A 12,505-nucleotide genomic window follows, 5' to 3' on the forward strand; every position below is an offset into this window, starting at 1 on the left:
GTAGGCCCCGGGCCGGCCGACGTCACCGGCCGCTTCGCGGCTGCCCTGCGCTGCTCACGGTACGCGGGGTCTCGCTCAAACTCGCTCCGCTGCGCTCCACTCAAACAGTCGCGAGCCCTGATCCGCGCACCGCTGCGCTGCTCGGCGGTGCCTCAACGGCCGGCCCGAGGCCTACCGCCCACCGCCGTGGACAGGTTGGGGTTGCACTGAACGTTGGAGACGTAGCTGGCCGTTGACCCCCCCGAAGCCCGGCATGCGGTGCGGGACGGGAGATCCCCTCTGCGCCGCTGAGGAGCGCAGCTTCAGGCGGCCAAGGGCCGCGCGTGTTTGAGCGCAGCGAGTTTGCGCGGACCCCGCCTGAAGCGAGCACCGCAAGGCAGCCCGAAGGGCCGGCGCAGTGGGGTCGTTCGGCCCGTACCGCGTGCCGGGCGGCCCCAACAGACGGACCTACCCGCACAGCAAATGTTAGTCTTGCCGCCCCATGAACCTGAGGACCAAGATCGTCGCCCTCGCGGTGGCGCCGTTGCTGGTCGCGCTGATGCTGGTGGCCTTCGCGGTGCGCCACCAGGAGCGCGACCTGGCGCAGCGCGAGCGGGCGCTGATCGAGAAGACCTACATGACGCAGCGCCGCAGCGAACTGCGCAGCTACGTCGACCTGGCCGTGAGCACCGTGCGGCCGCTGTACGACGCCGGCCTTGACGACGAGGCCACCCGCGCAGAGGCCCTGCGCCGCCTGGCCGCGCTCGACTACGGCAACGACGGCTATTTCTTCGTCTACGACCTGCAGGGCCGCTCGCTGATGCATTCGCGCCAGCCCGAGCTGGTCGGCCAGTCGCTGTGGGAGCTTCACGATTCCCAGGGCCGCCCCACCATCCAGGAGCTGATCGCGCAGGCGCGCGAAGGCGGCGGCTATGTCGAGTACCAGTGGCGCAAACCCTCCAGCGCCCAGCTGGCGCCCAAGCTCGGCTATGTGACCGCGTTGCCGCGCTGGAACTGGATGGTCGGCACCGGCCTCTACCTCGACGACATCGACGTCGCGATGCAGACGCTCGACCGGCAGATGAACACCAACGTCACGACCACCATGCTCTGGATCGCCGGCATCGCCGCGTTGTGCCTGGCCGTGGTCAGCGCCGCCGGGCTGCTGCTGAACCTCAGCGAGCACCGCATCGCCGAGGCCCGGTTGCGGCTCCTGGCGCGCCAGGTCGTGCAATCGCAGGAGGACGAACGCGCCCACCTGGCGCGCGAGCTCCACGACGGCACCAGCCAGACATTGGTGTCGGCCAAATTGATGATCGAATCCGCGGTCGATGCGCTCGAACGCGCGCGCCAGCAGGTGCCGCCGACGCTGGGCAAGGCCTTGCAGCGGCTCAATGAATCCCTGGTGGAAGTGCGGCGTATCTCGCACCGGCTGCGGCCGGCCTTGCTCGACACGCTGGGCCTGCCGGCTGCGCTCGAACGGCTGGGCGCCGAGTTCGGCGAGGAGGGCGGCGTCGCCGCCTCGGTCACGGTGCAGGGACGACCACGCGAATTGCCGCAGGAAGTGAAGACCGCGCTGTTCCGCGTCGCGCAGGAGGCGCTGACCAATGTGCGCAAGCACGCGCGGGCGCAGCAGGTGGGCATCGTGCTGGCCTTCGAGGGCAAGGCCGTGCAGCTCGAGGTCAGCGACGACGGCACAGGTTTCGACGAGGCCGCGCTCGAGCTCGATCCTCAGCGCGGCATCGGCCTGCGCAACATGCGCGAGCGCGTGGCCGCCATCGGCGGCTCGCTGGGCGTGCGCTCCGACCGTGACGGCACCTCGATCCTGGCCGAGGTGCCGGTGATCGCGGGGGAGGGCGCATGACGGCCTGCGCGGTGATCCGCCTGTTCCTGGTCGATGACCATCCGCTGGTGCGCGACGGCCTGCGGGCCCGGCTCGGTCCGCTGCCGGGACTCGAGATCGTCGGCGAGGCCGGCGGCGCCGCCGAAGCGCTGGCAGGCATCGCCGACGCCCGGCCGGACCTGGTGCTGGCCGACGTCGGCCTGAAGGGCATGAGCGGCATCGAGCTGGCATCGCTCTTGCACGATCGCCAGCCCGACGTGCGGGTGCTGATGCTCAGCATGTACGACAACCCCGAGTACGTGCAACAGGCGCTGCAGGCGGGTGCCCGGGGCTACGTGCTCAAGGACGCGCCGGCGGCGGAGATCGTCGCCGCGATCGAGGCGGTCGCGGCCGGCGGCACGTTCCTCAGTTCGGCGGTGTCGCAGCGGCTCTTCGCCAACCAGCAGCCGCGGCCGCTGCTGACGCCGCGCGAGAGCGAGATCCTGTCGGCGCTCGGCCGCGGCGACTCGAGCAAGCAGATCGCGCGCGACCTCGGCCTCAGCGTGCGCACGGTCGAGGCGCATCGGCAGAGCATCAAGCGGCGGCTCGGGCTCGAAGGCCAGTCGGCCCTGATCAAGTACGCCGTGGAACACGCCCGGGAATTCAAGAGCAGCTGATCGGTCGCCTAGGGTTATCCCTTAGGTGGTGCCACGCACCCGATTCGCGCGGTGCAACCGATGCAGGCGCGGCCCAGGCTCGCGAAACTCCCGGGGGTTCATTTTCCGGAGACATTCCCAATGCACAGCATCCGCCGCCACCTGGTGTGGCTCGTCGTGGCCGTGGTCGGCGCCTTCGCGCTCGGCACCGTGGCCTTGTCCCGCGGCGAAGCCATCAATGCGCTCTGGATCGTGGTCGCCGCGATCTGCACCTACCTGATCGCCTACCGCTACTACAGCCTGTTCATCGCCACCCGTGTGCTCGGCCTGGACGGCAGTCGAAAAACGCCGGCGCACCGCCACAACGACGGCCTGGACTACGTGCCGACCGACAAGAACGTGCTGTTCGGCCACCACTTCGCGGCCATCGCCGGCGCCGGTCCGCTGGTCGGCCCGGTGCTCGCGGCGCAGATGGGCTACCTGCCGGGGCTCTTGTGGATCCTGGCCGGCGTGGTGTTCGCGGGCGCGGTGCAGGACTTCATCGTGCTGTTCATCTCGACCCGCCGCGACGGCCGTTCGCTGGGCGACCTGATCAAGCAGGAGATGGGCACCGTGCCCGGCATGATCGCGCTGTTCGGCACCTTCATGATCATGATCATCATCCTCGCGGTGCTGGCGCTGATCGTGGTCAAGGCGCTCGCCGAATCGCCGTGGGGCACCTTCACCGTGGCGGCAACGATTCCGGTCGCGGTCTTCATGGGCCTCTACCTGCGCTACATCCGGCCGGGCCGCATCGGCGAGGTCTCGGTGATCGGTTTCGTGCTGCTGATGGCGGCGATCTTCGGCGGCCAGGCCGTGAGCATGAGCCCGACCTGGGGCCCGATGTTCACCTTCGACGGCAAGGCCCTGACCTGGATGCTGATCGGCTACGGCTTCGTCGCCGCCAGCCTGCCGGTGTGGCTGCTGCTGGCGCCGCGCGACTATCTGTCGACCTTCCTCAAGATCGGCACCATCATCGCGCTGGCGATCGGCATCGTGTTCGTCGCGCCGACCCTGCAGATGCCGGCCGTGACTCAGTTCGCGCAGGGCAACGGCCCGGTCTGGTCGGGCAACCTGTTCCCGTTCCTGTTCATCACCATCGCCTGCGGCGCGGTGTCGGGCTTCCATGCGCTGATCTCCTCGGGCACGACGCCGAAGATGCTCGACAACGAGCTGCACGCGCGCTTCATCGGCTACGGCGGCATGCTGGCCGAATCCTTCGTCGCCGTGATGGCGCTGGTGGCGGCCGCCTGCATCGACCCGGGCGTCTACTTCGCGATGAACAGCCCGGCCGCGCTGGTCGGCAGCACGCCCGAAGCAGTGGCGCAGACCATTTCGGGTTGGGGCTTCGCCGTCACGCCCGAGATGCTCGTGCAGACCGCCAAGGACGTCGGCGAGAGCACCATCCTCGGCCGCGCCGGCGGCGCCCCGACCCTGGCGGTCGGCATGGCGCACATCCTGCACCAGGTGATCGGCGGCCAGGCGATGATGGCCTTCTGGTACCACTTCGCGATCCTGTTCGAGGCGCTCTTCATCCTGACCGCAGTGGACGCAGGCACCCGCGCCGGCCGCTTCATGCTGCAGGACCTGATGGGCAGTTTCGTGCCGGCGCTCAAGCGCACCGACTCGCTGCCGGCCAACCTGATCGCGACCTTCCTGTGCGTCGCGGCCTGGGGCTACTTCCTGTACCAGGGCGTGGTCGATCCGCTCGGCGGCATCAACACGCTGTGGCCGCTGTTCGGCATCTCCAACCAGATGCTGGCCGCGGTGGCGCTGATGCTCGGCACCGTGGTGCTGTTCCGCATGAAGCGCGAGCGCTATGCCTGGGTGGCGGCGGCACCGGCCGCCTGGCTGCTGATCTGCACGCTGACCGCGGGCTGGCAGAAGATCTTCTCGGCCGACCCGAAGGTGGGCTTCCTGGCCCATGCCTCGAAGTACGCCGACGGCCTGGCGCAGGGCGTGCTGATCGCTCCCGCGAAGACGCCCGAGGCGATGGCCCGGATCGTCTTCAACGACCGGCTCGACGCCGGGCTGTGCGCGCTCTTCATCTTCGTGGTGCTGAGCGTGCTGGTGTACAGCGTGCGCAGTGCGCTGGCCGCGCGCCGGGCCAACCACCCGACCACCCGCGAGACGCCGTTCGAACCGATGGTGCCGTCGGCCGCCGCATGAGGGCCGCCGGCGCCAGCCTGGCCGAGACCGGGCGCTACCTGACGCGCTCGCTGGCGCAGTCGCTGCGCCTGATGGTGGGCCTGCCGGACTACGACACCTACCTGAGCCACATGGAGCGCACGCATCCGGACCAGGCCCCGATGAGCTACGAGGCCTTCTTCCGCGAGCGGCTGGAGGCGCGGTACGGCGGCGGCAAGGGACGGTGCTGCTGATGAACACCGCGCGGCTTCGCGCGGCTCAGGGTTCCCGGCCGGTCTTCAGCGGATAGCCGGCTTCGCGCCAGGCCTTCATGCCGCCATCGAGCGCGACCGTGTGCAGGAAGCCCATCTGGCGCAGGGTCGATGCGGCGAGCGTCGAGATGTAGCCCAGCTCGCAACAGCTCAGGATGCGCCGCGTCGGGTCCGGCAGGTCCTGGTTGACGCGCAGTTCGAGCTGTCCGCGCGGCAGCAGCCGGGCGCCCGGGATGTGGCCGCCCTCATAGGCATCGCGTTCGCGCACGTCGAGCACGATGAGGTCGTCTTCGGCGGCCTCCACGCGCCCCTTGAGTTCGGCCAGCGACATGAAGGGCACGGCCGCCGTGGCCTCGGCCAGCAGCCGCGCCACCGTCTTGCCGCCGCTCATGTTGGTGCGCAATGCTTCGGTGATGTGCGTGGGCATCGTGAGATTGAGGCTGCGCATCATCTCGACGAAGTCGCCGCGCTCGCGCTTCTGCAGCCGCGGGTTGGAGGCGAGCTCCTCCGCGATCGTCGAATGGCTGCGGCCCTTGTAGTCGTGCGCCGGGCACACCTTGAGCGCCGGGTCCAGCCGCAGCACGCGGTTGAACAGGCTGTCGTAGAGCGCTTCCGGGTCGCCGCTCGGGAGGTCGGTGCGGCCGGTCGCACCGATGAGCAGCGTGTCGCCGGTGAAGAGGCGATCGCCCACCAGCAGGCACATCGAGTCCGCCGTGTGCCCCGGCGTGTGAAGTACCTGCAGCCGCAGCTTGCCGAGCACGACCATTTCGCCGTCGCCGAGCCGCATGTCCACGAAAGGCGCCGGGCTCGCCCGGTGCATGACGACCGGCACGCCCAGTTGGCGCGCGAGTTCACGGGTGGCCGAGAAGTGGTCGGCGTGCGTGTGGGTATCGATCAGGTAGCGGATGCGCACGCCGTCACGGGCGGCGAGGGCGATGTAGTGATCGATCTGGCTCAGCTCGGGATCGATCAGCGCGGCGGCGCAGGTTTCGTCGCAGCCGACCAGGTAGGACTGGCAGCCGCCGGTCGCAATCTGCGCGAAGACCATGGGGCGTGTCCTGCGACGGTTGGTTCGGCGGCTTGCGGTGCGCTCGGATCAGCCCGGCTGCTTGACGACGCGCAGATAGGGCTTCGGCGACTTCCAGCCGTCGGGAAACAGCTTCTTGGCGTCATCGTCCGACACCGAGCCGGCGATGATCACGTCCTCGCCGTTCTTCCAGTTGACCGGCGTGGCGACCTTGTGCGCGGCCGTCAGCTGCATCGAATCGAGCACGCGCAGGATCTCGTCGAAGTTGCGGCCCGTGGTCATCGGGTAGGTCAGCATCAGCTTGATGCGCTTGTCGGGGCCGATCACGAACACCGAGCGCACCGTGGCGTTGGTCGCCGCCGTCCGGCCGTCGGAGGTGCCCGGCTCGTCGGCCGGGAGCATGTTGTAGAGCTTGGCCACGGCGAGGTCGGTGTCGCCGATCATCGGGTACGTGGGCAGGTAGCCCTGGGTCTCCTCAATGTCCTTGGCCCAGCGGTCGTGGGCGTCGACCGGATCGACACTCAAGCCGATCAGCTTGGTGTTGCGCTTGGTGAACTCGGGCTCGATCTTCGCCATGTAGCCGAGTTCGGTGGTGCACACCGGCGTGAAGTCCTTGGGATGCGAAAACAGGATCGCCCAGCTGTCGCCGATCCAGTCGTGGAACTTGATCGGCCCCTTGGTGGTGTTGGCCGTGAAGTCGGGTGAAAGATCGTTGATACGCAGTGACATGTCCGCTCCTTGAGAGAGGTCATCGACAGAAGCCTGCGGCCGGCGAAGATGCGACCAACGTTCTGCTGCCGCGGGACCAACGGAAAGTACACCACGTTCGGGCGCAGGAGACAAGCGCGCCGGCCCCAAGAGCGGCGGGCGCCGCCAGCAGGAACGGCTGCCGCCTGCGTGTGCTTCGTGCCGGCCCTAGATATCCTCCAGCAGCGCGTAGGGCAGGGGCTCCACCGTGAGCGCCGGCCCATCGGCAGACCGCGCATGCAGCCCGCCGGCGTCGACCGCGGCGATCTGGATCGAGATCAGCGCGGCCCATCCGCCGCCCGGTGCCGGGGCGGCCTGGGCCACGGTGCCGACCGGCTGCGCCGCATCGTTGGCCGCGAAGACTTCGTCACCGGCCGCCACCTCGTCGCTGGCCTGCACGATGTAGGTGCGCCGCTTCAAGGTGCCGCGGAACTGGCTGCGCGCCACGATTTCCTGGCCCGGATAGCAGCCCTTCTTGAAATTCACGCCACCCACCGATTCGTAGTTGAGCATCTGCGGCACGAAGGCTTCGACCACCGGCGTGCTCAGCGTCACGATGCCGCTGCGCACCTCGCTCCAGGACCAGAGCGCCGGGTCCAGCGCGGCGCCCTGGGGCGCGGCACTGCCGGCCGGTGCGATCCACAGCGCGCGCGGAACGCCGTCGGACGGGTAGAGAGTCACCGCGTGGGCGGCGCCGACCGCGCTGGAGCGCCCCGGCGGCGCGCCGGCATCGACGCCGTTGGCGATCAGCGCGGTTCCGGCCATGCCGTAGAGGACGAATTCATCGCTGACGTCGCTGAGCTTGGCCTTGGCGCGCAGCACGTACATCGACAGCCGCTTCAAGGTCGCGGCGAGGATGTCGCGGCTGCACACCAGCAGGACCAGATCGGGCTCGGGCCGGATGCCGACGAAGCTGGCGATCATCCGGCCCTTGGCGGTGCACAGCGCCGCCAGGCGGGCCTCGAAAGCGTCGAGCAAGGCGAAATCCTGGGTCAACTGGCCATGCAGGAAATTCGCGGCATCGGGGCCAGCGGCTCGAATCACACCGAGGTGGGAGAGGGCGGTCACGCCATTCAGAACGACAGAGGTCATCGCTGAATTATCATGGCCTGCTTCGTTCCGTTTGGCCCGCAGGGCTACCTCGTTTCTCTGTTCGCCTCCTTTCCCGGAATCCGTGCGCCGCTTCTTTCTCACTCTTTTTCTGCTGGCCTCCCTCGTTGCCCTGGCCGCGGGCGCAGCAGGCCTCTGGTGGGTCAACCAGCCGCTCAAGCTGCCCGCGCCCAGCGTGGATCTGTCGGTCGAGCCGGGCACCACGCCGCGCGGCATCGCGCAGGCAGTCGCCGACGCGGGCGTCGACGTGCCGCCCCAACTGCTCTACCTGTGGTTCCGCTTTTCGGGCCAGGACCGGCAGATGCGCGCCGGCAGCTACGAACTGGAGCGGGGTGTCACGCCGCGACTGCTGCTCAACATCCTGGTGCGCGGCGAGGAGGCGACACGCAGCCTGGCGCTGGTCGAGGGCTGGAACTTCCGCCAGGTGCGCGCGGCCTTGGCCAAGGCCGAACAGCTCAAGCCCGAGACCGTCGGCCGCAGCGATGAGGAATTGATGGCTGCACTGGGCCGGCCGGGCCAGCACCCGGAGGGCCGCTTCTTCCCCGACACCTACACCTACTCGAAGGGCTCGACCGACATCGCCCTGCTGCAGCGCGCCATGCGCGCCATGGACAGGAAACTCGAGGCCGCCTGGGCCGCCCGGGCCTCCGACTTGCCGCTCAAGACGCCCGACGAGGCGCTGATCCTGGCCAGCATTGTCGAAAAGGAGACAGGCAAGGCCCAGGACCGCGCCGAGATCGCGGCCGTCTTCGTCAACCGGCTGCGCGTCGGAATGCCGTTGCAGACCGATCCCACCGTCATTTACGGCCTGGGCACGCGTTACGACGGCAACCTTCGCAAGAAGGACCTGCAGGCCGACACGCCCTGGAACACCTACACGCGCAACGGCCTGCCGCCGACGCCGATCGCGATGCCGGGCAAGGCCGCGCTGCTGGCGGCCGTGCAACCGGCGCAGAGCCAGTCGCTCTATTTCGTTTCCCGAGGCGATGGCACGAGCCAGTTCAGCCGTTCGCTCGATGAGCACAACCGGGCCGTGAACCGCTACCAGCGCGGCGGCGATCCCAACCAGCGGAGTGGGCAATGAAGGGGCTTTTCCTGACCCTCGAAGGCATCGACGGGGCCGGCAAGTCGAGCCACCTCGACGCGCTCGAGGCGCTGTTCAAGGCGCAGGGCCGCCAGGTGACGCGCACGCGCGAACCCGGGGGCACGCCGCTCGCCGAAACCCTGCGCGAACTGATCCTTGTGCAGCCGATGGACGCGTTGACCGAGTCGCTGCTGGTGTTCGCGGCGCGGCGCGACCATATCGTTCGCGTGATCGAGCCGGCGCTGGCGCGCGGCGACGTCGTGCTGTGCGACCGCTTCACCGACGCCACCTTCGCCTACCAGGGCGCGGGCCGCGGCTTCGATGCGGCCGTGCTGTCGGCGCTCGAGCACTGGGTGCAGGGCACGCCGGGTGAGGCTTCCAGCCCGCTGCTGCAACCCGACGTCACGCTGTGGTTCGACCTCCCGCCCGAGACCGCGGCCGAGCGCCTGGCCGGCGCCCGACTGCCGGACAAGTTCGAGTCGCAGCCGGTCGAGTTCTTCCGCCGCGTCGCCGCCGGCTATGCCGAGCGCGCAGCCGGTGCGCCCCGCTTCGTGCGTATCGATGCCGGCCAGTCGCGCGACCAGGTCTGGCAGCAGGTCGAAGCGGCGCTGGCGGGGCGCGCCCGATGACGGTGGATACGCTCCAGCCCTGGCTGCGCCAGCCGCTGGCCGAACTGCTGCGCCAGCGCGGCCATGCCTGGCTGCTGCAGGGCCCCTCGGGGCTCGGGCAGTACGAACTGGGCCTGTCGCTGGCGGCGACCTGGCTCTGCGAGCAGCCCGACGAGGCCAAGACGCACGGCGCCTGCGGCCATTGCCCGAGCTGCCACGCGATCCAGGTCCGCACCCACGCCGACCTGCTGGTGCTGATGCCCGAGGTCGCGATGCAGGCCCTGGGCTGGCCGCTGGACGAGAAGTCGCAGGCCGACATCGACGACAAGAAGCGCAAGCCCAGCCGCGAGATCCGCGTCGAGGCGATGCGCGACGCCATCGGCTTCGCCCAGCGCACCAGTGCGCGCGGACTCGGCAAGGCGGTGCTGGTCTATCCGGCCGAGCGCATGAACCTGATCACGGCCAATGCGCTGCTGAAGACGCTGGAGGAGCCGGTCGGCGACGTGCGCTTCGTGCTGGCCAGCGAGGCCGCGTGGCAGTTGCTGCCCACCATCCGCAGCCGCTGTCTCGGCTTCACGCTGCCTTGGCCCGAGGGTGACGCGGCCCTGGAGTGGCTGGTCGGGCAGGGCGTTCCCGCGGGCGATGCGCCCGGCCTGCTGCGCGCGGCCGGCGGCCGGCCCAGCGACGCGCTGCGCCTGGCCGGCCAGGGCCAGTCGCCCAAGGCCTGGGCCCTGCTGCCCAAGGCGATGTCGCGCGGCGATGTCGGCGCACTGGCCGACCATGCCCCGGCCCAGGCCATCGGCGCGCTGCAGAAACTCTGCCACGATCTGATGGCCACGGACTGCGGTGCCGAACCGCGCTTCTTCGAGCCCGCCGACCTGCCCGCGGCACCGCCCCGGGCCGCGCTGGCGCGCTGGTCCCGCTCGCTCGCGAATGCGGCAAAAACCGCAGAACATCCGTTCAATGCGGGCCTGATGCTGGAAGCGCTTGTGAGCGAGGCGAGAACCACCCTAAACTCGGCACGCCGCCGCCCATGAACACACCTGCCGCTCCTTCCCCCTCCGCCCCCGTCCGGCCCAGCGTCATCCAGTTGGCGATCAAGGAAAAGGGCGCGCTGTATGCGGCGTACATCCCGCTGTTCGCCGAAGGCGGGATCTTCATTCCGACCTCGCGCGAGTACCGGCTGGGCGACGACGTCTATGTGCTGCTGACGCTGCCCGAAGATCCGCAGCGCTATCCGGTGGCCGGCAAGGTCGCGTGGATCACGCCGGCGCGTGCCGCGGGCAACCGCGCACCGGGCGTCGGCATCCGTTTTCCCTCCGACGAGAAGTCGCGCCAGCTCAAGGCGCGCATCGAAGAGGCGCTGGGCGCCACCCTGGCCTCCGACCGCCCGACCCAGACCATCTGAGTCCGGCCCCCATGACGCGAAGCCGCGGTCGCTGCGGCGGCCGCGCCATTCCGGGGCTGCCGACGCCCAAGCCGATCCTGCGATGTTCACCGATTCCCACTGCCACCTGACCTTTCCCGAGTTCGCGGACCAGATGCCGCAGATCCGCGCCGCGATGGCGGCCGCGCAGGTCGACCGGGCGCTGTGCATCTGCACCACGCTGGAGGAATTCCCCGAGGTCCAGGCCCTGGCCGAGCGCCACGACAACTTCTGGGCCAGCGTCGGCGTGCATCCGGACAACGAGGACATCGCCGAGCCTACGGTCGAGGACCTGGTGCGGCGCGCCGCGCTGCCCAAGGTGATCGCCATCGGCGAGACCGGGCTCGACTACTACCAGATGGAAGAGCGCAAGGGCGGCCGCAGCATTGCCGACCTCGAATGGCAGCGTGACCGCTTCCGGGTCCACATCCGGGCCGCGCAACAAACGCGCAAGCCGCTGGTGATCCACACCCGCGAAGCCTCGGCCGACACACTGGCGATCCTGAAGGAGGAGGGCGAGGAGGGCGGGAGCCGGGCGGCCGGCGGCGTGTTCCATTGCTTCACCGAGACTGCCGAGGTGGCGCGCGCCGCGCTCGACCTCGGCTTCTACATTTCGTTCTCGGGCATCCTGACCTTCAAGAAGGCGCAGGATCTGCGCGACGTCGCCGCCTTCGTGCCGCTCGACCGGATGCTGATCGAGACCGACAGCCCGTACCTGGCCCCGGTGCCGTACCGCGGGAAGACCAACAATCCGTCTTACGTGCCCTTCGTGGCGCAGCAGATCGCACAGTTGCGCCAGCTGCCCGTCGAGGTGATCGCGAAGGCCACGAGCGACAATTTCGAGACCCTGTTCAGCGGGGCCAAGACATGAGAAATCACTTTAAAAAACTTCTATATCTTGCTGTTTTTGCAGCATCTTTTTCGGCACAGGCAACAGATTCCGACGACTTCTTTCGGGCCGCCCGGGCGGACAACGTCAGCGGCATCAAGAGCCTGCTGACCAAGGGGTTCGATCCCAACACGCGCGATGACAAGGGGCAGACGGCGCTGCTGATCGCGATACGGGAACCCTCGCCGAAGGTGATCGATGTGCTGATCGATTTCCCCAAGACCAACATCGAGGCCCGCAATGCCAAGGACGAGAGCCCGCTGATGCTGGCCGCGATCAAGGGCCAGCAGGAACTCGTGACCAAGCTGATCGCGCGCGACGCCGACATCAACAAGCCTGGCTGGACGCCGCTGCATTACGCGTCCACGAGCGGCCAGGTCGCGATCATGAAGCAGTTGCTGGACAAGGACGCCTTCATCAACGCGCAGTCGCCCAACGGCACCACGCCATTGATGATGGCCGCGATGTACGGATCCGCTGCAGCGGTCCAGTTGCTGCTCGACGAAGGCGCCGACGTCTCGATGAAGAACGAGCAAGGCATGACGGCCGCCGATTTCGCCGAGCGCGGCAAGCGGCCCGACGCGGTCCAGCTGCTGGGCGCAGCTGCGAAGCCGAAGCGGCCGGCTGACGGGAAGTGGTGAGCCGGCGGGTCCGGATGATGTCCCCGGCATCGCGCGGCTGACGCCCAGGTTCACATTCAACGCGTCACGGCTTGCAAC

At 69.0% G+C, this 12,505-nt stretch carries 13 protein-coding genes; 10 read left to right on the top strand and 3 right to left on the bottom strand.

What is annotated here, in order from left to right:
- The first annotated feature begins 481 nt into the window (after positions 1–481).
- The 4 genes from AC1D2O_RS00005 (at position 482) to AC1D2O_RS00020 (ending at position 4,877) form a co-directional block, all read left to right on the top strand.
- Positions 482–1,843 carry a cache domain-containing protein gene (locus tag AC1D2O_RS00005; protein ID WP_478093191.1) on the top strand — a complete coding sequence of 454 codons (1,362 nt, stop codon included), beginning with the start codon at positions 482–484 and terminating at the stop codon, positions 1,841–1,843.
- Entirely contained in the window at positions 1,840–2,478 is a 639-nt protein-coding gene (locus AC1D2O_RS00010) for a response regulator (RefSeq protein WP_478155874.1), read from the top strand. The genes AC1D2O_RS00005 and AC1D2O_RS00010 overlap by 4 nt, the downstream gene beginning before the upstream one ends.
- A gap of 120 nt (positions 2,479–2,598) precedes the next feature.
- On the top strand, positions 2,599–4,665 hold the full coding sequence (locus AC1D2O_RS00015) for a carbon starvation CstA family protein (protein ID WP_478155876.1): 2,067 nt from the start codon (positions 2,599–2,601) through the stop codon (positions 4,663–4,665).
- Positions 4,662–4,877, top strand: coding sequence for a YbdD/YjiX family protein (locus AC1D2O_RS00020; protein WP_478090626.1), 216 nt, complete (start codon positions 4,662–4,664; stop codon positions 4,875–4,877). Before AC1D2O_RS00015 ends, AC1D2O_RS00020 begins: the two co-directional genes overlap by 4 nt.
- A gap of 25 nt (positions 4,878–4,902) precedes the next feature.
- On the opposite strand, the gene AC1D2O_RS00025 is transcribed toward AC1D2O_RS00020, so the two are convergent.
- From AC1D2O_RS00025 to ygfZ, 3 genes are all read right to left on the bottom strand, one after another.
- Positions 4,903–5,943 (bottom strand): MBL fold metallo-hydrolase, encoded by a 1,041-nt coding sequence (locus AC1D2O_RS00025; protein WP_478090627.1) that lies wholly within the window; start codon positions 5,941–5,943, stop codon positions 4,903–4,905.
- Between the two features lie 48 nt (positions 5,944–5,991).
- Positions 5,992–6,651: a peroxiredoxin gene (locus AC1D2O_RS00030; RefSeq protein ID WP_478090628.1), complete on the bottom strand. Its 660-nt coding sequence runs from the start codon at positions 6,649–6,651 to the stop codon at positions 5,992–5,994.
- 186 nt (positions 6,652–6,837) lie between these two features.
- On the bottom strand, positions 6,838–7,761 hold the full coding sequence (ygfZ, locus tag AC1D2O_RS00035; protein WP_478090629.1) for a CAF17-like 4Fe-4S cluster assembly/insertion protein YgfZ: 924 nt from the start codon (positions 7,759–7,761) through the stop codon (positions 6,838–6,840).
- A gap of 82 nt (positions 7,762–7,843) precedes the next feature.
- On the opposite strand from ygfZ, the gene mltG reads away from it, so the two are divergent.
- The 6 genes from mltG to AC1D2O_RS00065 all read left to right on the top strand — a co-directional run bounded on the left by mltG (position 7,844) and on the right by AC1D2O_RS00065 (position 12,427).
- Entirely contained in the window at positions 7,844–8,863 is a 1,020-nt protein-coding gene (mltG, locus tag AC1D2O_RS00040) for an endolytic transglycosylase MltG (RefSeq protein WP_478090630.1), read from the top strand.
- Entirely contained in the window at positions 8,860–9,492 is a 633-nt protein-coding gene (gene tmk / locus AC1D2O_RS00045) for a dTMP kinase (RefSeq protein ID WP_478090631.1), read from the top strand. Before mltG ends, tmk begins: the two co-directional genes overlap by 4 nt.
- Positions 9,489–10,508 (top strand): DNA polymerase III subunit delta', encoded by a 1,020-nt coding sequence (locus AC1D2O_RS00050; RefSeq protein WP_478090632.1) that lies wholly within the window; start codon positions 9,489–9,491, stop codon positions 10,506–10,508. Before tmk ends, AC1D2O_RS00050 begins: the two co-directional genes overlap by 4 nt.
- The gene (locus AC1D2O_RS00055) at positions 10,505–10,879 is read left to right on the top strand and encodes a PilZ domain-containing protein (protein ID WP_478090633.1); all 375 of its coding nucleotides are present in this window, start codon (positions 10,505–10,507) and stop codon (positions 10,877–10,879) included. Before AC1D2O_RS00050 ends, AC1D2O_RS00055 begins: the two co-directional genes overlap by 4 nt.
- Positions 10,880–10,961: 82 nt before the next feature.
- The gene (locus AC1D2O_RS00060) at positions 10,962–11,768 is read left to right on the top strand and encodes a TatD family hydrolase (RefSeq protein WP_478090634.1); all 807 of its coding nucleotides are present in this window, start codon (positions 10,962–10,964) and stop codon (positions 11,766–11,768) included.
- The gene (locus tag AC1D2O_RS00065; RefSeq protein WP_478090635.1) at positions 11,765–12,427 is read left to right on the top strand and encodes an ankyrin repeat domain-containing protein; all 663 of its coding nucleotides are present in this window, start codon (positions 11,765–11,767) and stop codon (positions 12,425–12,427) included. Before AC1D2O_RS00060 ends, AC1D2O_RS00065 begins: the two co-directional genes overlap by 4 nt.
- The last annotated feature ends 78 nt before the right edge of the window (positions 12,428–12,505 follow it).

The sequence above is a fragment of the Variovorax sp. P1_G12 genome, assembly GCF_056405555.1.